The 22,732-nt window shown below is 67.7% G+C and carries 19 protein-coding genes; 17 read left to right on the top strand and 2 right to left on the bottom strand.

Annotated features, from left to right (window positions below; genetic code table 11):
* Positions 1-127: 127 nt before the first annotated feature.
* Complete coding sequence (locus ABD243_RS03700; RefSeq protein WP_344362218.1) at positions 128-1,222, bottom strand: polyprenyl synthetase family protein; 1,095 nt, start codon at positions 1,220-1,222, stop codon at positions 128-130.
* Positions 1,219-1,752, bottom strand: a complete 534-nt coding sequence (locus tag ABD243_RS03695; protein WP_344362215.1) for a hypothetical protein — start codon at positions 1,750-1,752, stop codon at positions 1,219-1,221. Before ABD243_RS03695 ends, ABD243_RS03700 begins: the two co-directional genes overlap by 4 nt.
* A 139-nt stretch (positions 1,753-1,891) precedes the next feature.
* Between ABD243_RS03695 and dinB the strand changes: the two genes are divergently transcribed.
* From dinB to ABD243_RS03610, 17 genes are all read left to right on the top strand, one after another.
* Positions 1,892-3,112 (top strand): DNA polymerase IV, encoded by a 1,221-nt coding sequence (dinB, locus tag ABD243_RS03690; RefSeq protein ID WP_344362213.1) that lies wholly within the window; start codon positions 1,892-1,894, stop codon positions 3,110-3,112.
* A 292-nt stretch (positions 3,113-3,404) separates the two neighbouring features.
* Positions 3,405-3,770 (top strand): DUF3040 domain-containing protein, encoded by a 366-nt coding sequence (locus ABD243_RS03685; protein WP_344362208.1) that lies wholly within the window; start codon positions 3,405-3,407, stop codon positions 3,768-3,770.
* Positions 3,771-4,172: 402 nt separating this feature from the next.
* The gene (mraZ, locus tag ABD243_RS03680) at positions 4,173-4,601 is read left to right on the top strand and encodes a division/cell wall cluster transcriptional repressor MraZ (RefSeq protein ID WP_116767521.1); all 429 of its coding nucleotides are present in this window, start codon (positions 4,173-4,175) and stop codon (positions 4,599-4,601) included.
* 209 nt (positions 4,602-4,810) lie between these two features.
* Positions 4,811-5,809: a 16S rRNA (cytosine(1402)-N(4))-methyltransferase RsmH gene (rsmH, locus tag ABD243_RS03675; RefSeq protein ID WP_344362203.1), complete on the top strand. Its 999-nt coding sequence runs from the start codon at positions 4,811-4,813 to the stop codon at positions 5,807-5,809.
* On the top strand, positions 5,806-6,516 hold the full coding sequence (gene ftsL, locus ABD243_RS03670) for a cell division protein FtsL (protein ID WP_116767518.1): 711 nt from the start codon (positions 5,806-5,808) through the stop codon (positions 6,514-6,516). The genes rsmH and ftsL overlap by 4 nt, the downstream gene beginning before the upstream one ends.
* 41 nt (positions 6,517-6,557) lie before the next feature.
* The gene (locus tag ABD243_RS03665) at positions 6,558-8,360 is read left to right on the top strand and encodes a peptidoglycan D,D-transpeptidase FtsI family protein (RefSeq protein ID WP_116767516.1); all 1,803 of its coding nucleotides are present in this window, start codon (positions 6,558-6,560) and stop codon (positions 8,358-8,360) included.
* A 132-nt stretch (positions 8,361-8,492) separates the two neighbouring features.
* The gene (locus tag ABD243_RS03660) at positions 8,493-10,166 is read left to right on the top strand and encodes a UDP-N-acetylmuramoyl-L-alanyl-D-glutamate--2,6-diaminopimelate ligase (protein WP_344362198.1); all 1,674 of its coding nucleotides are present in this window, start codon (positions 8,493-8,495) and stop codon (positions 10,164-10,166) included.
* 6 nt (positions 10,167-10,172) lie between these two features.
* On the top strand, positions 10,173-11,783 hold the full coding sequence (locus tag ABD243_RS03655) for a UDP-N-acetylmuramoyl-tripeptide--D-alanyl-D-alanine ligase (protein ID WP_344362196.1): 1,611 nt from the start codon (positions 10,173-10,175) through the stop codon (positions 11,781-11,783).
* Positions 11,780-12,889 carry a phospho-N-acetylmuramoyl-pentapeptide-transferase gene (mraY, locus tag ABD243_RS03650; protein WP_116767513.1) on the top strand — a complete coding sequence of 370 codons (1,110 nt, stop codon included), beginning with the start codon at positions 11,780-11,782 and terminating at the stop codon, positions 12,887-12,889. Before ABD243_RS03655 ends, mraY begins: the two co-directional genes overlap by 4 nt.
* Positions 12,871-14,472 carry a UDP-N-acetylmuramoyl-L-alanine--D-glutamate ligase gene (murD, locus tag ABD243_RS03645; protein ID WP_344362193.1) on the top strand — a complete coding sequence of 534 codons (1,602 nt, stop codon included), beginning with the start codon at positions 12,871-12,873 and terminating at the stop codon, positions 14,470-14,472. The genes mraY and murD overlap by 19 nt, the downstream gene beginning before the upstream one ends.
* Before the next feature lie 2 nt (positions 14,473-14,474).
* Positions 14,475-15,995, top strand: coding sequence for a putative lipid II flippase FtsW (ftsW, locus tag ABD243_RS03640; RefSeq protein ID WP_344362189.1), 1,521 nt, complete (start codon positions 14,475-14,477; stop codon positions 15,993-15,995).
* A gap of 9 nt (positions 15,996-16,004) precedes the next feature.
* A complete protein-coding gene (murG, locus tag ABD243_RS03635; protein ID WP_344362187.1) occupies positions 16,005-17,159 on the top strand; it encodes an undecaprenyldiphospho-muramoylpentapeptide beta-N-acetylglucosaminyltransferase in 1,155 nt (384 codons plus the stop codon).
* A gap of 4 nt (positions 17,160-17,163) precedes the next feature.
* Positions 17,164-18,564: a UDP-N-acetylmuramate--L-alanine ligase gene (murC, locus tag ABD243_RS03630; protein ID WP_344362185.1), complete on the top strand. Its 1,401-nt coding sequence runs from the start codon at positions 17,164-17,166 to the stop codon at positions 18,562-18,564.
* Positions 18,557-19,519: a cell division protein FtsQ/DivIB gene (locus tag ABD243_RS03625; RefSeq protein WP_344362183.1), complete on the top strand. Its 963-nt coding sequence runs from the start codon at positions 18,557-18,559 to the stop codon at positions 19,517-19,519. Before murC ends, ABD243_RS03625 begins: the two co-directional genes overlap by 8 nt.
* Before the next feature lie 222 nt (positions 19,520-19,741).
* Complete coding sequence (gene ftsZ / locus ABD243_RS03620) at positions 19,742-20,959, top strand: cell division protein FtsZ (RefSeq protein ID WP_344362181.1); 1,218 nt, start codon at positions 19,742-19,744, stop codon at positions 20,957-20,959.
* 114 nt (positions 20,960-21,073) lie between these two features.
* A complete protein-coding gene (locus tag ABD243_RS03615) occupies positions 21,074-21,859 on the top strand; it encodes a purine nucleoside phosphorylase YfiH/LACC1 family protein (protein ID WP_344362178.1) in 786 nt (261 codons plus the stop codon).
* On the top strand, positions 21,852-22,652 hold the full coding sequence (locus tag ABD243_RS03610; protein ID WP_344362175.1) for a YggS family pyridoxal phosphate-dependent enzyme: 801 nt from the start codon (positions 21,852-21,854) through the stop codon (positions 22,650-22,652). The genes ABD243_RS03615 and ABD243_RS03610 overlap by 8 nt, the downstream gene beginning before the upstream one ends.
* Positions 22,653-22,732 lie beyond the last annotated feature (80 nt).

The raw sequence follows: 22,732 nt of genomic DNA, 5'->3' as shown, positions 1-22,732 counted from the left end.
TTTAACACGTAATTAACGCGTATTTAACACGTCGTGTTTTGGCGTTTGCGGGCCGTGTACAGCGCATGTCGCTGTGCACGGCCCGCTTCGCATCTTCCCGGGCCGGGGGTCCGGAGCCGGGCCCGGGTCAGGCGGCGCGGCTGACCGTGGCTTCCGCCAGCTTGCGGAGCGCCGTCTTGGGCAGCTCCTCCAGCGGCAGGAGGTCCAGGGCGGCAAAGGCCGCCTTCCCGAACTCCTCAATGAGTACTTCCGTGGCCTGGAGCGCACCGCAGTCCACGATGATCCGCCGGATCTCCGCAATGTCGGCATCGCTGAGCTCGGGGTTGCCGAGCTTGGCATCGATGAACTCTGATTCGGCCGGCGAGGCCTGGTCCAGGGCGAACGCGACCAGGACCGTGCGCTTGCCCTCGCGCAGGTCGTCACCGGCAGGTTTGCCGGTGGTGACAGGGTCGCCGAAGACGCCAAGGACGTCGTCGCGCAACTGGAACGCTTCGCCGAGCGGCAGGGCAAAAGCGGAATAGCCGCGCAGCAGCTCGTCGCCGGCACCGGCAAGGGCGCCCCCCAGCGCGAGCGGGTGCTCCGTGGAGTACTTGGCCGACTTGAACCGAATGATGGACTGGGCCCGGCTGACCGCACCGGCGCGGTCCCGCCGCGGCCCGGCGACCTCTTCGAGGATGTCCAGATACTGCCCGGCCATCACTTCGGCGCGCATGAGGTTGAAGATCAGCCGCGCGGGGCTACCGGACGCGGCGCGGTGTCCGATTTCCGTGAACGATTCCTCGCTGAAGGACAGGCAGAGATCGCCGGTCAGGATGGCGGCGGCATGGCCGAACCGCTCACTGTCCAGCGCCCAGCCCTGGGTCTCGTGCAGTTCGCTGAATCGGCGGTGGACGCTGGGGCCGCCACGCCGGGTATCGGAGCGGTCAATGATGTCATCGTGGATCAGGGCCGCGGCCTGGAACAATTCCAGGGCCGAGCCCGCTGTCACCACCTCGGCCGCGCCGGCCTCCCCGCCGGCGCCGCGCCAACCCCAATAACACATGAGGGCCCGGAGGCGCTTGCCGCCGGTGACCAGGTTGGAGATCGAGCCCATGAGCGGATCGATGTCCTGCGAGATCGAGGACATGACCGCCTGGCGGCTGGTCAGGAAATCCGTCAGCTTGCCGGCGACGGCGGCCACGAAGGCCGTCTGCTCGAGTCGCAGCTGTTCGGCGAGGGTCACTTGACGGACTCGGCAGCGACGTTCGCGCCAATGGTGAACGTGGACACGCCACCGGTTTCCATGACGGAGATGTTCACGGTCTCGTTGTCGCCGCGAAGGAAGTCCTTGGAAGGCAGCGTGCCCACGGTTTCACCGGGAACGGCCTTGAAGCCCTGCGCCTCCAGCCCCTTGGTGTAGAAGGCCAAGACGTCGGCGGCCGGCGCCGTAATGCTTCCGACGAGTGCCACGGTGGCCGGCACGGTGGTCTTGTCGAAGCTGCTGGACACCACCTTGGCTGCGGGCATGAGCGGCAGGAGCGTCTGCGGGAAGCCGGGAACCAGCGCGCCGACGGTGGCTGAGGTGCCAGGCTCCGCGGAGGGGCTGGGCGGAGCCGTAGTGGAGGATTGCGGCGATGCCGCAGAGCTCGACGTCGACGTCGACGACGCCGCCGGAGTCCCGGTGCTGGCCGGCGTGCATGCGGCCAAGGCCAGTAACGTGCCCGCCGCCGCGATGGCCGCCGTGGCACGTTTGCGCTGTCCAAATACCTTCACAGGGACTTTCCTCCTGGTGTCGACGCGGAATCAGCCTCCAGTTTAGTCAGTCCCCGGGCATAGGATTGAAGACGTGGGGCCGGACGCAGACAAACACCAGGGAGCAAGGGGCGGAGTGCAGCCAACGGTGCACGCCAATATGCAGCCCCAGGCGCGTCTTAGCGACGAATCACTGCGCGACCTCCGGCGCACCAGCATCCTGCACGTTGACATGGACGCATTCTTCGTCTCGGTGGAGCTGCGCAGCCGTCCCGGGCTGAAGGGAAAGCCCGTGATTGTCGGCTATCCGGCGGACCGGTCCGTGGTGCTCTCCGCCTCCTATGAAGCCCGGGCGTTCGGCGTCAGGTCAGCGATGCCCATGGCGGTTGCGGCACGCATGTGCCCCTCGGCGGTCATCATCGAGCCCCGCCACAAGCTCTACTACGAGGTGTCCGGCCAGATCATGGCCATCTTCGGTTCCATCACCGACCTCGTGGAGCCGCTCAGCGTGGACGAGGCGTTCCTGGACGTCGGGGGAGCCATCCGTCGCCTCGGCCCGCCGCGGGAGATCGGCGAACTGATCCGCGCCCGTGTGTCCCGGGAATTGGGAATCACGGCCTCGGTGGGCATCGCCGCCAGCAAGTTTGTGGCCAAAATCGCGTCCACCCGCTGCAAACCGGACGGGCTGCTGCTGATCAGGCCCGAAGACACCGTCCCGTACCTGCACAGCCTTCCGGTCAGTGCGCTCTGGGGAGTCGGCGGCAAGACCGTCGAGGTCCTTGCCCGGAAGGGTATCCGGACCGTGGCCGACGTCGCGGCGGCACCCCTGCCCACGCTGCGGAAACTGCTGGGAGCCTCGGGGGAGCACGTTTACCGGCTCTCCTGGGGCATCGATCCTCGGCCCGTGACACCGGTCCGGCTGGAAAAGAGCATCGGGGCTGAAGAGACGTTCGTCACGGACACCGCCGACGACGTCCTGCTCCACCGCGAACTGCTGCGGCTTTCGCACCGGACGGCGGAACGCCTCCGTGGCGCCGGCATGCACGCCCGCACCGTGGCCCTGAAGCTGCGCTACGCGGATTTTTCCACCATTACCCGCAGCCGCACCGTGAACACCCCAATCGACAGCGCCCAGCTGCTCTACGCTGTGGCGGTGCAGCTCCTGCAATCGGTAGGCGAGCGGCCCATGACAGTCCGGCTCATCGGCATCCGGGCGGAACAGCTGGAAGAGGCCGCCCACGCGCCCCTCCAGCTCAGCCTGGACCGCCGCGACGACAACTGGCGCGCCGCCGAACAAGCCCTCGACGCGGTCACCCGCAAATTCGGCAATAAGTCGGTTCTACCCGCGCGGCTCCTTGATCCCGGGGGTTCGACCGAATGAGCCATCCGGCCCGTCGCGGCACCAACGCCCATGGCCTTGAGAGCGCAGACAGGGCCTTAAGACTGTCTTTCAGAACGGGCCGCAACAATCTATCCTTATTAATACCTAGGGTTTAGGACGACTGGATCGATCGTTGGGGTGACGACCTCGCCGCCTGAGGCCGGCACGGGACTTTTGAGTCGCCCCTTTCACCAATGGCGGTGAACGGGAACCACTTCGGAATCCCGGGCGTTAGGGGTTTAGGGCAATGGCCACGTCAAGTCCCGACGTTGGCAGACTTGAGGAGGTCGTGATGCCGCTCTCGGAGCACGAACAGAAGTTGCTTGAGCAACTTGAGAAGCAGCTGAATGAGGACGATCCCAAATTCGCCAGTTCGATGGGATCAGTCTCCGGCCGCTCTTGGTCCACCCGTCACCTCGTCATCGGAGTGCTCGCGACTCTTGCGGGCGTCCTGTTGTTGCTGACGGGAGTCTGGACGCAAATCATCCTCGTCGGCGTAGTGGGGTTTGTGGTCATGGGCGCCGGTGTGTACTACGCCACGATGCGCAGTACGGGTGTTGGCAAGGGCAGGGGCGCCGGTAAGCAGGGCAAACCCAGGAGTTCGTTCATGAGCAATCTCGAACAGCGCTGGGACGAACGGCACCGGGGAGAATCCTGAACTGCTCCGTGAGGGCTGCGTAGGCCCTCCACTTTCCGCCACCGGTCTGCGGGCGGACGGCGAAAGACCCGCTTCGGCGGGTCTTTCGCCATTTAAAGCGGCAATTTCCCTGTGGCCGGGATGCAAAACGGGGTCCCCGGAATTGTTTCGGGCCGGAGCCAGGCCTGTGGCCTTAATCTCCAACGCCGCCCGAGGTACTCCAAGCAAAATCCCTCCACTTTCACCCACCAATCTTGTTTCCCTGCAAATGCTGGGAAGAAAGGGGATAAACATCCGCATATTTGTGCAAACATCCCGGGCGTGTCGTTGACTGTGGAGCGATGTGGAGTAATGTGGAGGACGTAAGAGGGTAGTGGCAGCACAGGGGACGTTGGGCTTCCTAGAACAGACAGGCGGTGGGCCGTGTTTCTCGGCACACATTCGCCACGTCTGGACGAAAAAGGTCGAATTATCCTCCCCGCGAAGTTCCGTGAGGAACTTGCCGGCGGGCTGGTTCTCACAAGGGGCCAGGAACGTTGCATCTACGTCTTCAGTGAGGCGGAATTCGGCCGGGTTCACGAGCAGATGCGGGAGGCTCCAATTTCCTCCAAGCAGGCACGTGACTACATCCGTGTTTTCCTCTCTGGAGCCTCGGACGAGGTACCTGACAAGCAGGGGCGCGTGACGATTCCGCCGGCGCTCCGGGAGTATGCAGGTCTTGGCCGGGAACTCGCCGTCATCGGCGCAGGATCCCGTGCGGAGATCTGGGACGCCCAGGCATGGAGTGAGTACCTGGCCGAAAAGGAAACCGCCTTCTCGGAAACCGACGACGCCATCCCGGGGATTCTCTGAACCCCCAATAGACCTACAGTTCACAACGTTCCTTGATCGAGATCTCCAGCCGCCCATCCGGTTGTTGTCCTGGCTCACTTCCCCGGAGCCAGGCCGGCGCAGGGTAGGCGCGGATGGGGATCTGGACCAAGGAACGTTGCGTAAGAGCCGCAATTGGCAACGAGCAACCAGCAACGCGCAACCAAGAAGGTCAACGAAAGGACGAAGGTATGACTGATCCCGACCAGGCGAAGCCTACGTCCGAACGCCATGTGCCGGTCCTCAAGGACCGGTGCATCAATTTGTTGGCCCCCGGCATCGAAGCTGCCCGGAGCCGCGGCGAGACCCCTGTGGTGATCGATGCGACTCTTGGCATGGGCGGCCACTCCGAGGCCCTCCTGCAGCGCTTCCCGGACCTCCACCTGATCGGCATTGACCGTGACGAGGAAGCCCTGGCCTTGGCGGGGGAGCGCTTGGCGCCCTTCGCGGACCGGACCGACCTCGTTCACGCCGTCTACGACGAAATCCCTGACGTCCTTGAGGATCTGGGCTTCGACGAGGTCCACGGCGTGCTCATGGACCTGGGCGTCTCTTCCCTGCAACTGGACGAGCGGGAGCGGGGTTTCGCCTACTCGTTCGACGCACCCCTGGACATGCGGATGGACACCAGCCGCGGCCAGACCGCCGCTGACGTCGTCAACAACTACAGCGAAGAAGACCTCGTCCGGATCATCCGGAAATGGGGCGAAGAAAAGTTTGCCGGCCGCATCGCGAACAGGATCGTGGCCGCACGCGCCGAGAAGCCCTTCACCACCACCGGTGAACTCGTCGAGCAGATCCGGTCCGTGGTGCCTTCCGGCGCAGCCAAGACCGGAGGCCACCCCGCAAAGCGCACCTTCCAGGCGCTCCGGATCGAGGTCAACGAGGAACTGGATGTCCTGGAGCGCGCCATCCCGGCTGCCATCAACGCCATCGCCCTGGGTGGCAGGGTCGTCGTCATGTCCTACCACTCGCTGGAGGACAAGATCGTCAAGGGGTTCTTCCAATCCGGTTCGAAGTCCTCTGCCCCGCTTGGGTTCCCGGTTGAGCTCGAAGAGCACAAAGCCGAACTAAAGACCCTCACAAAGGGCACCGAGGTGCCCACCCCCGCTGAAATCGCTGAAAACCCACGCGCAGCTTCCGCCCGGTTGCGCGCCGTCGAACGCATCAAAGCCAGGAGAGCAGCATGAGCAACGCCGCCGTCAACAGCTACCCCGTTGCCCAGGGCGCCACCGCCCGCGCCCTGCCGGGCCTCCGGCCCGGCCAAGACCAGACCCGGAAGTCGCGCACTCCGCTGTCGGTGGTCCGCTCCTCCCCCCGCAAGCGCCGCGCGCCGTTCGTGGTCCTCTGCTTCGGCTTCCTGGCGATTGCCCTCATGGCTGTTCTGGTCCTGAACATCTCCGTCTCCTCCGCCCAGTACCAGCTGGTCCAGCTCCGCGGTGAGCAGACCACCCTGACGAAGCAGAACCAGGACCTGACGCAGCAGGTGCAGAACTTCGACGCCCCGCAAAACCTCGCGGCCAAAGCCACCGAGCTGGGCATGGTTGCTTCCCTTGCGAAGGGCCAGATCGACCTCTCTACCCTCAGCGTCACCGGCAAGGCCAAGCCGGCCGTCAAGGGCGATGCCACCGGCGCCGTCATCGCCGCGCCGGCCGTCGCCGGGCAGCTCACGGTCGTTCCGCCGGTCTCGGACAAGGAACCGCTCGCCCAGCGCAAACCGGCCGACACCAAAACGACGGACGGAGTCCCGGCTGACACCAAGACGGCCGATGGAGTCCCGGCTGGCACAGCTCAGGCACCGGCGGCCGGGGCGGCCGCACCCGCCGCACCGGCTCCGGCCGCGGAACTCCACGGAGGTTCGGTTCCGGCCCCCGCGCAGAAGGTTCCCGGACAGTAACGTTCACTGACCACCAGCAAGGCAAGCAGCAAGGATTCAACGTGGCGCAGAACTCCGGCAAGGCAAGCAAGGCGAAAGCCCCAAACGCCACCCGGCGGCTCCGCGTGGGACTCGGCATCATGCTGACGCTGCTGCTGGTGGTCGGCGGGAAGCTGTTCATGGTCCAGGGGCTGGACGTCGGGGGCATGGCAGAGGCTGCCCTCAATAACCGGCTCACCTCCGTTGAGCTGCCCGCCGAGCGCGGCAGCATCCTCGATTCGTCCGGCACAGTCCTGGCCAGTAGCGTCATCCGCTACAACATCGTGGTGGACCAGACCGTCAACACCAAGACCGATTCCTTCCGCCGGCTCCAAACGGTCAACGGCAAGGACGAACTCGTTACAGTCACCCGGGATCAGGGCATCTCCGAACTCGCGTCCGTGCTCGGCATGGACCGCGATGCCCTGCGCGATGCCCTCACCGGCACCAAGCGCTACTACATCGTGGCCAAGGACTTGAAACCCGATGTCGAAGACAAGATATCGAAGCTGCAGATTCCCGGCATTGTCACCGAAGGCACCAGCAAGCGGGTCTACCCCAACGGCTCCGTGGCCGGCGGGATCGTCGGGTTTCTCCAGGACGGCACCACCGGACAGGCCGGGCTCGAGCAGACCCAGGACGACATCCTCAAAGGCACGCCCGGCAAGCGCGTCTTCGAAATAGGGGCGGACGGCCTGCGTATCCCCGTCGGCGTGGACCAGTTGACGCCCGCGGTCAACGGCAAGGACATCAAGCTCACGCTGAACTCGGACCTGCAGTACTTCTCCCAGCAGGCGATCCAAAGCCAGAAGGACAAACTCGGCGCCGAGTGGGGCGTCATCGTTGTCTCCGACGTCAAGACCGGCAACATCATTGCCATGGCGGACACCGACGCCCCGGATCCCAACGACCCCGGCAAGGTCGGCCCCCAGGACCGCGGCGTCCGGGCCGTCACCGCCGCGTACGAGCCCGGTTCCGTGGAGAAGATGATCACCGCCGCGGCCGTGATACAGGAAGGCAAGTCCAGCCCGCTGGATACCTTCACGATTCCGCCGACCTACACCGTGGACGGGCAAACCTTCAGCGACGCGTTCGAGCACGGCACCGAGCAACGCACACTGGCAGGAATCGTGGGATATTCCATGAATACCGGCACCGTCATGGTGGGCCAGCGCCTGAGCAAGGACCAGCGCTATGACTGGCTGCGGAAGTTCGGTATCGGAGAGGCGCCGGACATCGGCCTGCCGGCGGAGTCCAAGGGCATCCTGACCCCGGCCGACCAGTGGGACGGCCGCCAGGAGTACACCGTCCTCTTCGGCCAGGGCGTCGCCCAATCCACCCTCCAGACCGTCCGGGCCTATCAAAGCATCGCCAACGACGGCGTGATGCTCCAGCCGAGGCTGATCGACAGCTACATCGACCCGGACGGGACCGAGGAAAAAGTCCCTGCCAAGGACCCGCAGCAGGTCGTCTCGAAGGACACCGCAAAGCAGGTCCGCGACATCCTGGAAAGCGCCGTGACCGAAGGCGAGATCAAGGAAGCCGCCATCGACGGGTACCGGGTGGGCGCCAAAACGGGTACGTCTGAATCGCCCTGCGACGACGGCAAATCGGGCTTTTGCGGCTTCACCGCCTCCATCATCGGAATGGCGCCCATGGACGATCCGCGGTTTATTGTGGAGGTGGTCCTGCAACGGCCCAAGGGAAGCATCTACGGAATCACCAACGGACCGGTGTTCCGTTCGGTGATGAGCCAGACGCTGCGCACGTTCAACGTCCAGCCCTCCACCGGCGAACCCGCCCGGCTGCCGCAGTACGCCAAGTAGCCCCTGTTCCACCCGGCACCCGGACGTCCCCGTCCGGCGCCACACCCCAGTGCCTGCGGGCCGGAGTTCGTCTCCGTGCGCAGCGCCCGATCCAAAAGCGCCCGATCCACTAGCACCACAACGGAGATCCACTTGTCTGAGCTCACCGCCCCCGACGCTTCCGCGCCGTCCGGCCACGACGCCACCCCGGGCTTCCGGCCCGCTGCTGTTGCGGCAGTGCCGCTGGCAGCCATCGGTGAGTCGATCGGCGTCGTCGTTCCCGGGGCATCCAGCGCCGTCCCGGTCACCGGGATCTCCCTGAACTCCCGGGCGGTCCGCCCCGGCGACCTGTACGTGGCCCTGCCAGGCGCCACGCGGCACGGCGCCGACTTTGTGGCCGACGCCGTCGACGCCGGTGCCGTGGCGGTGCTGACGGACGACGCCGGGGCGCGCCTGCTGGCGCTCTCCAACGACATCCCCGTTCCCGTGCTGCTCGCCGCCGAGCCGCGCAACGTGGTCGGCCGGCTGTCGGCGCTGATCTACCGGAGCCGGCCCGACGGCGCCGGCGCTCCGGCCCTCTTCGGGGTGACGGGCACCAACGGCAAGACCACCACGACGTACTTCATCAATGCCCTCCTGCGGGCACTGGGCAAGCGGACCGGACTGATCGGGACGATCGAGATCCTGGCTGGCGGCGAGCCGATCCCGAGCCTGCTCACCACCCCGGAATCCACGGATGTGCACGCCCTGCTCGCCCTGATGCGTGAGCGCGGGCTCGATGCCGCGTCCATGGAAGTGTCCTCGCACGCGATCTCCTTCCACCGCGTGGACGCCGTGGTCTTCGACGTCGCCGGGTTCACCAACCTCACCCAGGACCATCTGGACCTGCACGGAACCATGGAGGAGTACTTCCAGACCAAGGCCCAGCTGTTCACCCCGGAACGCGCCCGCGCCGCCGTCGTGACCGTGGACGATGACTGGGGCCGCAGGCTTGCTGCCGCCGCAGGCATCCCCGTGACGACCCTCGCCACCAGCACTGCCCCGACCGGCGGTACTGCCAGCGGTCCCGCGGACACCGGCTGGACCGCCGATTGGACCGTGGTCCGGACCACGCCGCGGGGACTCGGCTCCGACTTCATCCTGCGCCACCGCGACGGCGCCGAGCTGCGCGTCCACACCGGCCTGCCGGGAAGCTTCAACGTCGCCAACGCAGCCCTGGCCACCGTCATGGTGCTCGCGGGCGGCCACGAGCCCGCCGACGTGCAGGCCGCCCTCGACGCCGGCGATCCCTTCACGGTGGCCGTTCCCGGCCGGATGCAGCTCGTGTCCACGGCCCCGGCAGCCGTGGTGGACTTCGCCCACAACCCCGACGCCCTGGAACGCGCCCTTGAGGCCGTCCGCTCCCCGGAACCCGGGTCCAAAGTGATCATCGTCTTCGGCGCCACCGGGCAGCGCGACCAAAGCAAGCGGCCCGCCATGGGGGCCATCGCGGCCCGGCTGGCCGACACCGTGATTGTCAGCGACGACGACCCCCACGACGAGGACGCGGCGGCCATCCGCCAGGACGTCCTCGCCGGCGCCCTGGCGGCCAAGGACAGCGAAGGCCTGGACTGCACCGTCCTGGAGGTTTTCCCGCGCGACGCCGCCATCCTGAAGGCCGTGGAGCTCGCCGGAGCCGGCGACACCATCCTCGTCGCCGGCCGGGGCCACGAGGTCTGGCAAGAGGTCAAGGGCGTCAACCTGGCCCTGGATGACCGGGTGGAGCTCCGGAACGCCTTGACAGCACGGGGATTCACCGTTCTTGAAGACCACCGGATAGAGTCCTAAACCGAGATGATTGCACTTACAGCGGCGGAAATCGCCGACATAACCAACGGCCGGCTGGCCGCGGAACCGGGCCTTACCCCCGTCTCCGTGGTGACCGACTCCCGCGAGGCCACGGCGGGTTCCCTCTATGTGGCCAAGCCCGGGGAGAGCGCCGACGGGCACGACTTTGTCGGCGCCGCCTTTGACAGGGGCGCCGTCCTTGCGCTCGTGGAGCGCGAGGTCGCCGACGCCGCCGGGGCAATGTACCCGGCAGTCGTCGTCGAGGACGCTGTCCTTGCGATGGGCGCCCTGGCCGCTGAATCGGTCCGCCGGATCCGCGCCCACCGCGCGGCCGCCGGCGCCGCGTTCACCGTGATTGGCATCACGGGATCGGCCGGCAAGACCACCACGAAGGACCTGCTGGCCGGCATCTTCGCCGCGTCGGATGCCGACGGCGCCACCGTTGCGCCGCAGGGGTCCTACAACGGCGAAGTGGGCGTGCCCCTGACCGTTTTCAAGGCCGATTTCGGCACCCGCTACCTCGTCATCGAGATGGGCGCCACGGGCATCGGCCACATCCGGTACCTCGCGGACATGGTCCGGCCGGAGATCGGTGTGGTCCTCGGCGTCGGCTCCGCGCACGCCGGAGAATTCGGCGGCATCGACAACATTGCCGTCGCCAAGGGCGAACTCGTGGAGGCGCTCCCTGCCGAAGGCACAGCCGTGCTGAACCTCGACGACGCCCGCGTCGCCGCGATGGCCGCCCGGACCCGGGCCCGTGTGCTCGGCTACACTTCCCGCCCGGCCGACATAGGCCAGGACAACGGCAGCCAGCCGGACGTGGCCCCATCCGATGTGGTCAGGGCCGAGGCCATCGAACTCAATGCCGAAGGTCACCCAGAGTTTGAGCTCTACCTGCCCGGCGACAGCGCCCCGCAAGGAACAGCAGAGCAGGAACCAGCACAGCAGGGCACAACAGGGCAGGGGATCACCCGGTACCACGTCAGCGCCAAGCTGATTGGTGCCCATCACATCGCCAACCTCCTCGCGGCCGCGGCCGCGGCGCACGCCGCCGGCATTCCCGGCGCGCAGATCGCCGCCTCACTCAGCGCCCAGACCGCCGCCAGCCGGTGGCGGATGGAACGCACGGAGCGCCCCGACGGCGTGACCGTCATCAACGACGCCTACAACGCGAACCCGGAGTCCATGCGCGCGGCGCTGCGGACGCTGGCCGAACTGGGCCGCGGCCGCCGCACCTGGGCGGTCCTCGGCGCCATGCTGGAGCTTGGCCCGGACTCCATCCGCGAGCACATGACGGTCGGCACCCAGGTGGTGCGGCTCAACATCTCCCGTCTCGTGGTGGTGGGCCGGGAGGCCCGCTCGCTCTATGTCTCTGCCGTCAACGAAGGCTCCTGGGGCGATGAATGCGTTTTCGCCGAGACAGTGGACGAGGCCTACGACCTTCTCCAGGCCGAGCTCCAACCGGGTGACCTGGTCCTGTTCAAGTCCTCGAACGGCATCGGGCTGCGCCACCTGGGGGATCGGATAGCATTACCTCCACAAGCCCCCAAGACCTCTCCCGAGCGACCTGCTGAGGGACCTGCCGCAACCGCCACCGAAGGGAGGGCACAGCTGTGATTGCACTGCTGATGGGCGCTGGAATGGCGCTGCTCCTCGCGTTCGCGGGCACCCCGCTGTTTATCCGGTTCCTGGTCCGCAAGGGCTACGGGCAATTCATCCGGGACGACGGACCCACCTCGCACCACACCAAGCGCGGCACGCCCACCATGGGCGGCGCCGTCGTGGTCCTGGCGGTCCTCGTCAGCTACGGGCTGACGCACCTGGTCATGTGGATGATGAACCCGCACTCCCCGGGGCCGAGCGCTTCCGGGCTGCTGCTGCTGTTCCTCATGGTGGGCATGGGCCTGGTCGGGTTCCTGGATGACTTCATCAAGATCACCAAGCAGCGCAGCCTCGGGCTGAATGCCAAGGCCAAGCTGATCCTCCAGGCGGCGGTCGGCATTATTTTTGCCATCCTGGCGCTGAACTTCCCGAATGCCGCCGGCCTGACGCCGGCTTCCACCCAGATCTCGCTGGTGCGCGACATCCCGTGGCTCAACCTGGCCTTCGCCGGAACCGTGCTCGGCGCCATCCTCTTTGTCCTGTGGTCCAACCTGATCGTCACCGCTGCGACCAACGGCGTGAACCTCACCGACGGCCTCGACGGCCTGGCCGCCGGCGCCTCGGTGATGGTGTTCGGGGCATACACGCTCATGGGCATCTGGCAGAGCAACCAGGCCTGCGGCTCCCCGCGGCAGGCCGGCGGCGGCTGCTACTCGGTCCGCGACCCCATGGACCTGGCCCTGCTGGCAGCCATCCTCAGCGCGGCAATGGTCGGATTCCTCTGGTGGAACACCTCCCCGGCGAAGATCTTCATGGGCGACACCGGATCCCTGGCCATCGGCGGCGCCGTCGCAGCCTTCGCCATCCTGTCCCGGACCGAGCTGCTGCTGGCCTTCATCGGCGGGCTCTTCGTCCTCATCACCCTCTCGGTCATCATCCAGGTGGGCTACTTCAAACTCACCAAGGGCAAACGCTTCTTCAAGATGGCGCCGCTGCAGCACCACTTCGAACTCAAGGGCTGGGCCGAAGTCACCGTGGTGGTCCGGTTCTGGATCCTGTGCGGCCTGTTCGTCGCCGCCGGCCTTGGCATCTTCTACGCTGAATGGGTGGTGCTCCTGTGACCAGTCCTATCCCCGTCCCGCTCACCACTTCACCCCGGCTGCAGGAGCTCACCACCTGGGACTCCGACTGGGCCGGCCTGCGCGTCGTGGTCACCGGGATCGGCGTCTCCGGCTTCGCGGCCGCCGACACCCTGATCGAGCTCGGCGCCCGGGTGGTGGTGGTTGACGCCGCCACGAGCCCCAAGGCGCTGGCACAGGCTGACACCCTGCGGATTGTTGGCGCGGCCGACGTCCTGCTGGGCGAGGAGGCAGTGGAGTCCGTTCCGAAGATCGACGGGCAGAAGCCGGACCTGGTGGTCACCTCGCCAGGCTGGCGCCCGGACCAGGCCTTGCTCGCCGCCGCGGCGCGCGCCCACATCCCGGTGTGGGGCGACGTCGAACTCGCCTGGCGGCTCCGCGAACGCAAGGGCCGCAAGACGGCCGACTGGCTGACCATCACCGGCACCAACGGCAAGACGACGACGGTCGGCCTGACCGAGTCCATGCTCCAGGCTGCCGGGCTCAAGGCGATCGCCGTCGGCAACGTCGGGACCCCCATCCTGGACGCGCTCCGCGACCCCGTGGACTACGACGTCTTTGCTGTCGAACTCTCCAGCTTCCAGCTGCACTGGAGCCACTCCGTGTCGCCGGTGGCCAGCGTGTGCCTCAACGTCGCCGAAGACCACGTGGACTGGCACGGTTCCTACGCCTCCTACCTGGCGGACAAAGCCAAGGTCTACGAGAACACGCAGAAGGCCTGCATCTACAACGCCGAGCAGATCGAGACCGAACGCATGGTCGAGGACGCCGATGTTGTGGAGGGCTGCCGGGCCGTGGGCTTCACCACGCTGACGCCGGCCGTCAGCATGCTCGGCGTCGTCGAGGGGCTCCTGGTGGACCGCGCGTTCATCGCCGAACGCAAGGACAGCGCAGCCGAACTTGCCTCCACCGCCGACCTCGGCCCGGTGGCTCCGCGCCACATGGTGGCCAACGCGCTGGCGGCGGCAGCCCTGGTTCGCGCCTACGGGGTGGAACCGCAGGCGGTCCGCAAGGGCCTGCTGAACTACCTCCCCGGAGACCACCGGATCCAGCTCGTGGCCCGCCACGAGGGTGTGCTCTGGATCAATGACTCCAAGGCCACCAACCCGCACGCCGCCGCCGCGTCGCTGTCCGCATTCCACAACGTGGTGTGGATCGCGGGAGGCCTTTCCAAGGGCGTGAACTACGACTCCCTGATCCAGGAGCACGCCAACCGGCTCAAAGCCGTGGTCCTGATCGGTGCGGACTCCAGCGATCTGCAGTCCGCCCTGAAGCGACACGCGCCGGATGTCCCCGTGATCGGGCCGACGAAGGGTGAGACTGAAGACGTGCAGACTGCCGGAACGGCCAAAGCCGCCGCAGGCCCTTCGCCGATTTTCAGCGAGACTGTGATGGCCCAGGCCGTTGCCTCGGCGGCGCAGCTGGCCGCCTCCGGTGACACTGTGCTGCTGGCCCCGGCGGCTGCCTCCATGGATCAGTTCTCTTCCTATGCTCACCGTGGCGATGCCTTCATCGAAGCTGTCCGCGAGCTCGTGGAAGGGCAGGCTCAGACCAGCGAGGAGTAACAATGGTCAGCACGCCCACACGTACGACGGCGGCCCGGCCCGCCGCGGGCGGGGCCACCAGCGGCAAGTTCGCCGGCACCGGCGCCCTCCCGGTGCACGCCGTCACTCCCGCAGCGAGGGTGCGGGCCTGGTACCGCCGATTCTGGTCTGCGCTGGAAGGCAACGGCAAGTCCCGCAACGGATCCACGTACTACCTGATCCTCGGCTCCACCCTGGCCCTGACGGCGATCGGCATCATGATGGTCCTCTCCGCCTCCAGCGTCGAAGCCATCGCGGCGGGGGAGTCACCCTACTCCGCCGCGCTCAAGCAGGGCGGATTCGCCGCGTTCGGCGTCTTTGCGATGTTTGTCCTCTCGCGCGTCAACGTCGTCTGGCTCAGGCGCTTCGCGTGGCCGGCCATGTTCCTGGCCGTTGCCCTGCTGGGCCTGGTCCTCCTGGTAGGCCGCAGCGCCCTGGGCAACCAGAACTGGATCGACGTCGGCCCGTTCACCTTCCAGCCCTCCGAAGCAGCCAAACTCGCGCTGGCGCTCTGGATGGCCACGGTGCTGGACCGCAAAGCCAAGCTCCTCCACGAGTGGCGCCATGCGCTCATTCCCGTCGCGGTTCCGGGGGCTGCGGTAGTCCTGGGGCTCATCCTCGCCGGAAACGACCTCGGCACGGCGATGATCGTGATGATCATCGTGGCGGCCGCGCTGTTCTTCGCCGGCGTCCGGCTCTACCTCTTCGCGATTGCCGGTGCGGCGCTGGCCGTTTTCACGACGATCCTTGCCGTCACCAACCCGAACCGCATGTGCCGCATCCTGTCATGGACCGGCCAGACCTGCGCCGACGGCTCGGACTTGAACTACCAGTCGACCAACGGACTGTACGGGCTTGCCTCCGGCGGCTGGTTCGGCGTCGGACTCGGCCAGAGCCGGCAGAAGTACAGCTGGATTCCAGAAGCCCACAACGACTTCATCTTCGCGATCATCGGCGAGGAACTCGGACTGGTCGGGACACTCGTCGTCCTGGTCCTCTTCGCCATCCTCGGCACCGCCATCTACCGCGTGGTCGTCGCACAGCACGATATTTTCCACCGCGTCCTGGCCGGCGCGATCATGGTCTGGCTCCTCGGCCAGGCGAGCGTCAACATGGCCGTGGTCACGGGGCTGGCGCCGGTGATCGGCGTCCCGTTGCCGTTCATCTCCTACGGCGGCTCGGCCCTGCTGATGTCGCTGTGCGCCATCGGCGTCGTCCTGTCCCTGGCCCGGGCCCAGATGGACCCGGGCATGCAGCCCAAGAAGATGCTCAGGTTCGGCCCGGCCGCCTTCGCAAATTCGGTGCGGCGCGCCCGCGCTGCCCGGGCGGCCACCAAGGCATCCAGCCAGGGCGCCGCGCGTCCGGCCGCGAAGGCCGCCGGAAAATCACCCGCGAACGCCAAGCCGAACAGCACCAGGAGCCCGGCGCGGAGTGCACCCCGGAACCCTTCTCCCAAGAACCCGGCCCCCAAGACACCCGCCCCCAAGAACCGCACGAAAGCGTAACAGCCCTTCATGAACACCGAGTCGCCTTTGTCCGTGGTCCTTGCCGGCGGCGGAACCGCCGGTCACATCAGCCCGCTGCTGGCCATCGCCGGCGCCCTCCGCCAGTCCCGGCCGGGGGTGCAGCTCCTGGCCGTCGGCACCCCCGGCGGGATGGAAGCACGGCTGGTCCCGGCAGCCGGGCTGGATCTGGTCACGATCAGCCGGGTCCCGCTCCCGCGCAGGCCCTCCGTGGACCTGCTCCGGCTTCCCGGCCGGATGGCCGGCGCCGTGAAGCAGGCGGGCACCATCCTGGACGAGGCGGGGGCCGACGTCCTAGTAGGCGTCGGCGGCTACGTGTGCACGCCGATGTACCTCGCGGCCCGGCGCCGGAAGATCCCGATCGTGGTCCATGAGGCGAACACCCGCCCCGGCCTGGCGAACCGGGTCGGCGCCCGCCTTGGAGGCCACGTGGCGGTTGCCTTCGCCGCGACCAAACTGGGCCGCGCCCGCCACGTGGGCATGCCGATGCGTCCGGAGATCTCGGGCCTGGACCGCGCTGCTGCGCGGGCCGGGGCGCGGCAGGCGCTCGGACTGGACCCGGACAAACCGACGCTGATCGTCACGGGCGGCTCCTCGGGCGCCCAGAGCATCAACCGGTCCCTCGCCGCGGCGGTCGGGGCCCTCGCCGAGGCCGGCGTGCAGACCCTGCACATCACCGGCCGCGGCAAGTCCGTGCACGACGCCGACGGCAAACCGCTCGAGGCCACCGGCTACCGGCAGGTCGAATACGTGGACGGCATGGAAACCGTGTACGCGGCGGCGGACCTGCTGCTGGCCCGGGCCGGCGCCGCCACGGTAAGCGAGGTCGCCGCCGTGGGAGTTCCCGCCGTCTTCGTCCCCTTGCCCATCGGCAACGGCGAGCAGGCACTGAACGCCGCGGGCCTCGTCGCCGCCGGAGGCGCCTTGATCGTGGACGACAAAGCATTCTCCGCTGACTGGATCCGCGACAACATCATCCCCCTGCTGCTGGACAAGGACAGGCTGGCCGGGATGGCCGCCAGCTCCGAAAGCCTCGGCATCCGGGATGCGGACCGGCGCATGGCCGATCTCGTCCTCGAGGTCGCGACGTCGAACCAGCACAGCAAGAACCAGCACGGCATGAACCAGCACAGCAGGAAGCGGTAAAGCTATGACCCAGCCCCAACACGGCACGCCTTCCCTGGCATCGCTCGGCCGCGTGCACTTCATCGGCATCGGCGGCGTCGGCATGTCCGCCGTCGCCCGCATCATGGTGGCCCGCCGAATCCCGGTGAGCGGCTCCGACGCGAAGGCGCTCCCGGTCATGACCGACCTCGCAGCCGCCGGTGCCCGGATCGCCGTCGGCTACGCGCCCGGCAACCTTGGCGACGCCCAGACAGTGGTGGCCGGCTCCGCGATCCGGCCCGACAACCCCGAACTCGTCGCCGCCCGAGCCGCCGGGCTCCCCGTGCTGCACCGCTCCGAGGCCCTGGCCGCCACCATGGCGGACGACACCGTGGTTGCGGTCGCCGGAACCCACGGAAAGTCCACCACGACCTCCATGATCACCGTGCTGCTGCAGGGTGCGGGACTCGACCCGTCCTTCGCCATTGGCGCGAACGTTCCGGCCCTCGGCGTCAACGCGGCAAACGGCGACTCCGGGATCTTCGTGGCCGAGGCGGACGAGTCGGACGGCTCCTTCCTGAACTACCGCCCGGCGATCGCCGTGGTGACCAACGTCGAGCCGGACCACCTGGACTTCTACGGCACCGCGGACGCCGTCTATGCCTCCTTCGACAGCTTCACGGCCCTGCTCCCCGCTGACGGCGTGCTGGTGGCCTGCGCGGACGATCCCGGCGCCAGGGCCCTCGCCGAACGCACTGCGGCCCGCGGCAACACCCGTGTGGTCCTGTACGGGACGGGGGCGGACGCCGCTGTCCGGCTGCACGACACCGGACCGGGCCGGATCGGAATTACGACGTCGGCGGGCACCTTCGACGTCGAACTCCAAGTTCCGGGCCGGCACAACGCGCTCAACGCCGCCGCAGCGTTCGCCGTGGCGATCGAACTCGGCGTCGCACCGGAAACCGCTGCCGGGGCACTCGCGCACTTTTCCGGCGCCTCGCGCCGCTTCGAGTTCAAAGGGGAGGGGCGCGGCATCCGCGTCTACGACGACTACGCCCATCACCCGACGGAAGTCCGCGCCGCCTTGTCCGCCGCACGCTCCGTGGCCGGGCGGCACAAAGTCCACGTGCTCTTCCAGCCCCACTTGTTTTCCCGGACCCGCGAATTCGCCCGCGAATTCGCCGAGGCGCTCAACACGGCGGACACGGCCTTGGTCCTGGACATCTACCCGGCCCGGGAAGATCCCATTCCCGGCGTCACCAGCGGGCTGATCGCCGAACACCTGGGCTCCGGCGGCAGCCTCGTCGGTCCCGGCGCGGAAGCGGTGCAGGCGGTGCTGGCGGCCGCCGCGCCGGGAGACATCGTGCTCACGGCCGGCGCGGGCGACGTCACGGCCTACGGGCCGCAGATCGTCGATGCCCTGACGGTCGAGGCCGCCGGTGGCTAGCACGCGGCGCCCCACCTACCGGGGCGGGACCAATGCCTCCGGGCCGAATGCCTCCGGATCCGGTTCCCGGCCGCCGTCCGGCGGGGCCGGCACGGACGTCATTTCGGCGTCCAAGAGCGCCGGCGACACGGCGGGCGGATACGCACCGAAGCCGCAGACCCCCCAGAATTCCCGGAATCCTCAGAACCCACAGTCCCCCCAGAGCCCGCAGGGCATGCCGGACATCGGCGCAGGCAAGGTGCTGTCCTTCCCGGAACCCAAGGGCAAACGGCGCAAACGCATCCTGCTCAGCACCATTGGCATCATCGCCGTGCTCATCGCCGGGATCGTCGCGGCCGCCATCTATTCGCCCGTGCTTGCCCTGCGGACGGTCACCGTCGAGGGCACCAGGCTGTTGGGCGCGGATCAGGTCCAGACTGCCCTGGCGCCGCTCCAGGGCAAGCCGCTGCCGCAGATCAGCGAGGATGACGTCGTCGCACTCCTGAAGCCGCTGGTCCAGATCAAGGACGTCAGTGTGAAGGCCTTGCCGCCCTCCACCCTGCAGGTGCACGTCACCGAACGCATTCCGGTGGCCCTGGTCAAGCAGGGCGACACCTTCCAGCTGGTGGACGTGGACGGCGTCCAGCTCAGCACCACCAAGGATCCAACCTCGGTCTCGCTCCCGGTGATCGACGGCGGCAGCGGCACCCTGCCCAAGGATCTGTTCCAGGCCATCACCGCGGTGCTGGGAGCGCTGCCGGCGGATGTGCTCGCACGGCTCTCCAACGCCTCCGCCCCCTCCGCCGACGCGGTCGAGCTCAGACTCGTCGACGGGCAGACGATTGTCTGGGGCAACGCGGGGGAGAAGGAGCTGAAGGCACGGGTCCTTGCAGCCCTCCTGAAGGTCCCGGCAGACCCGGCGAACCCCGTGAAGGTCTACGATGTCAGCGTCCCCCGGCACCCTGTCACGCGATAGCCAGCCATCGCTTCCACCCGGCAGGACTACATACAGGGGCTATTTGCCCGGTATTACCGCGACACGCGGCCCCGGTTATTGAATGTCCCCGGCATAGGAAATACCGTCACAGACATGAGTTACTTGACATAACTATAACCTTCAACTCGAAGGTTAAGGTTCAAAGCTTCAAGCACCGCTCGATCAGTTTTCGCATTAGTACACGAACAAGGGACACGTAACGTGGCAGCTCCGCAGAATTACTTGGCCGTCATCAAGGTCGTCGGCATCGGCGGCGGTGGCGTGAACGCAGTCAACCGCATGATCGAGGTCGGTCTTCGCGGCGTCGAATTCATCGCCATCAACACCGATGCCCAGGCATTGTTGATGAGCGATGCCGACGTCAAACTCGACGTCGGGCGTGAACTGACCCGTGGACTCGGTGCTGGCGCGAACCCTGAGGTGGGCCGGCAGGCCGCGGAGGACCACGCCGATGAGATCGAAGAGGTCATCCGGGGCGCAGACATGGTCTTCGTCACCGCCGGCGAGGGCGGCGGCACCGGCACCGGCGGCGCGCCCGTCGTAGCCCGGATCGCCCGTTCCCTGGGCGCCCTGACCATCGGCGTCGTGACGCGTCCCTTCACCTTCGAAGGCCGCCGCCGGGCCGGCTCCGCGGAAGCCGGGATCGACGCCCTGCGCGACGAAGTCGACACCCTGATCGTGATCCCGAACGACCGTCTGCTGTCCATCAGCGACCGCAACGTCTCCGTCCTGGACGCGTTCCGCTCCGCCGACCAGGTCCTGCTCTCCGGTGTCCAGGGCATCACCGACCTCATCACCACCCCGGGCCTGATCAACCTCGACTTCGCCGACGTCAAGTCCGTCATGCAGGGCGCCGGTTCCGCGCTCATGGGCATCGGTTCGGCCCGCGGCGAAGACCGGGCCGTCAAGGCCGCGGAGCTCGCCATCGCCTCCCCGCTGCTCGAAGCATCGATCGACGGTGCGCACGGCGTCCTGCTGTCCATCCAGGGCGGCTCGGACCTCGGCCTCTTCGAAATCAACGAAGCAGCCCGCCTGGTCCAGGAAGTCGCCCACCCCGAGGCCAACATCATCTTCGGCGCCGTGATCGATGACGCCCTCGGCGACGAGGCACGCGTCACCGTCATCGCCGCCGGCTTCGACGACGTCAAGGCCACCTCGCCGTCCATGGACCAGTCCCTGCCGGCCGCGCCGCAGCGACCCACGTCCCCGGCTCCGGCTCCGGCGCAGGCACCCGCCTCCGCCCAGGTCCAGCCGCTGCACGCCACCGTCGGCGCTTCCGGCTACGGCGGCTGGGGCCAGCAGCGTCCCTCCGCGGTACCGGCCGACTCAGGCTTCGACGTCGACCTCCCGGCCGTCGTGGAGCCGGACCTGTCCGGCCGCCACTCCGATGACCTGGATGTCCCCGACTTCCTCAAGTAAGTCGTTCGGCTTCAGCATGGCACTGCCGTCCGGCGGTGCCATGCTGCTTTTCGCCGGGTTACGGTGGAACGTATGAACGCAAGAATTCCGGACACGTTGACGGCGGTGGTGTGATTGTTTTCCTGGCAGGCTGAAGTCCGGCCCGGGGTCTGGGTGGCCTTCACCGACGCCAGAGCCGGGAACCTGGCACTTCACGTTGGTGACGACCCCCGCGCGGTCCGCCGCCGGCGCAAGGAGCTCGAAGCGGCCGCGGGACTCGGCGGGCGCGTCTTCCGGTACATGAACCAGGTCCACGGCGCCGACGTCGCCACCATCAGCGGCGGCACCGCGGCGGGCGATGCCCGCCCCGCGGCAGCGGACAGCAGATCGGACACCGCAGCGGACAAACCGGCCGCCCCCACCGCCGACGCGATGGTCTCCCTGACCGAGCCGCTGGCGGTCATGGTGGCGGACTGCGTGCCGGTGATACTGGTCGGCGACGGTCCGGCCGGCGCCCCCGTCCTCGGGGTAGTCCACGCCGGGCGCCCCGGTGTGGCCGCCGGAGTGGTGCCGGCCGCCGTCGCACGCCTGCGTGAGCTCGGCGCGGACAATATCAGCGCCTGGATCGGCCCGTCCGTCTGCGGCCGCTGCTACGAGGTCCCCGACGGTCTGCGCTCCGACGTTGCCGCGGCCGTCCCCGCCACGTGGTGCACCACCTCCACCGGCACGCCGGGCTTGGACCTGCCGGCAGGCGTCCGGAGCCAGCTGGAGGCGGCGGATGTCGCGGTGGAATACTCCGGGGGCTGCACCCTCGAGGACGGGAACCTGTTTTCCTACCGCCGAGACCCCCGCACCGGCCGCTTCGCCGGGCTGGTGTGGACGGACACGACACACGGAAAGAGAGCACAGGGCCATGACTGAGCCGGTTGAGGGCCGTCCCACAGGGCTGGCTGGTCCTCCGGGGGAAATATCGGGGGAGAACCGTGAGGATGCGCTGGAAGGTCCCCGGCTGGTTCAGCTTGAGGCAAACCTCTCTGCCGTCCGCCGCAGGATCGACGCCGCTGTTGCGGCCGCGGGCCGGCAGTCGACGCCGCCCCGTCTGATTGTCGTCACCAAGTTCCACCCGGCGCAGGACGTCCGGCGGCTGGCGTCGCTGGGGGTCACCGACGTCGGGGAAAACCGGGACCAGGAAGCCGCCGGGAAGGCAGCGCAACTGGAAGACCTCAGCCTGAACTGGCATTTCATCGGCCAGCTGCAAAGCAACAAGGCCAAGTCCGTGGTTAGATACGCCGGGGCCGTGCACTCCGTGGACCGGGCCGGCCTCGCCACGGCCCTGGCCAAGGCGATGGCGGTCGAAAGCGATCGCACAGGGCGGCCGCCCCTGGATTGCTTCATCCAGGTCAGTCTTGAGGACGACGCCGGCGTGCACCGCGGCGGCGCAGCCCCCGACGACGTTCCCGCACTGGCCGAACAACTGGCCGGAGCCGCTGGACTCCGGCTCGCGGGCGTCATGGCCGTGGCCCCGCTCGGTGCGGACCCGGCCGCCGCCTTCGAGAAACTGGCCGGCATTTCCGGGAGGCTGAGAGAACAATTTCCGGAAGCCGCGGGAATTTCCGCCGGCATGAGCCAGGACCTCGAGCAGGCGATCCGGTTCGGGGCGACACACCTGCGCATTGGCTCCGATATTCTCGGTCCGCGTCCGGGCCTGCGGTAAGTTCGACGTATTGGAAGGTATCGGCGGGGATTCCAAGGCTGTCTAGTCATTAAGCGGCCCGCTTACGGACAAGATTAGGA

The sequence above is a fragment of the Arthrobacter humicola genome, assembly GCF_039531445.1.
Taxonomy (GTDB): Bacteria; Actinomycetota; Actinomycetes; order Actinomycetales; family Micrococcaceae; genus Arthrobacter; species Arthrobacter humicola.
Note: the sequence above shows the minus strand (reverse complement) of the source record. Positions and strands in the feature narration are given on the sequence as shown.

Bases quoted from the DNA above. Each gene is read 5' to 3' on its own strand.
- murC (WP_344362185.1), top strand. From the start codon at position 17,164: ATGACCCAGCCCCAACACGGCACGCCTTCCCTGGCATCGCTCGGCCGC.
- murD (WP_344362193.1), top strand. From the start codon at position 12,871: ATGGGTGGTGCTCCTGTGACCAGTCCTATCCCCGTCCCGCTCACCACT.
- rsmH (WP_344362203.1), top strand. From the start codon at position 4,811: ATGACTGATCCCGACCAGGCGAAGCCTACGTCCGAACGCCATGTGCCG.
- dinB (WP_344362213.1), top strand. From the start codon at position 1,892: ATGCAGCCCCAGGCGCGTCTTAGCGACGAATCACTGCGCGACCTCCGG.
- ABD243_RS03610 (WP_344362175.1), top strand. From the start codon at position 21,852: ATGACTGAGCCGGTTGAGGGCCGTCCCACAGGGCTGGCTGGTCCTCCG.
- ABD243_RS03655 (WP_344362196.1), top strand. From the start codon at position 10,173: ATGATTGCACTTACAGCGGCGGAAATCGCCGACATAACCAACGGCCGG.
- ftsL (WP_116767518.1), top strand. From the start codon at position 5,806: ATGAGCAACGCCGCCGTCAACAGCTACCCCGTTGCCCAGGGCGCCACC.
- ABD243_RS03685 (WP_344362208.1), top strand. From the start codon at position 3,405: ATGCCGCTCTCGGAGCACGAACAGAAGTTGCTTGAGCAACTTGAGAAG.
- murG (WP_344362187.1), top strand. From the start codon at position 16,005: ATGAACACCGAGTCGCCTTTGTCCGTGGTCCTTGCCGGCGGCGGAACC.
- ftsW (WP_344362189.1), top strand. From the start codon at position 14,475: ATGGTCAGCACGCCCACACGTACGACGGCGGCCCGGCCCGCCGCGGGC.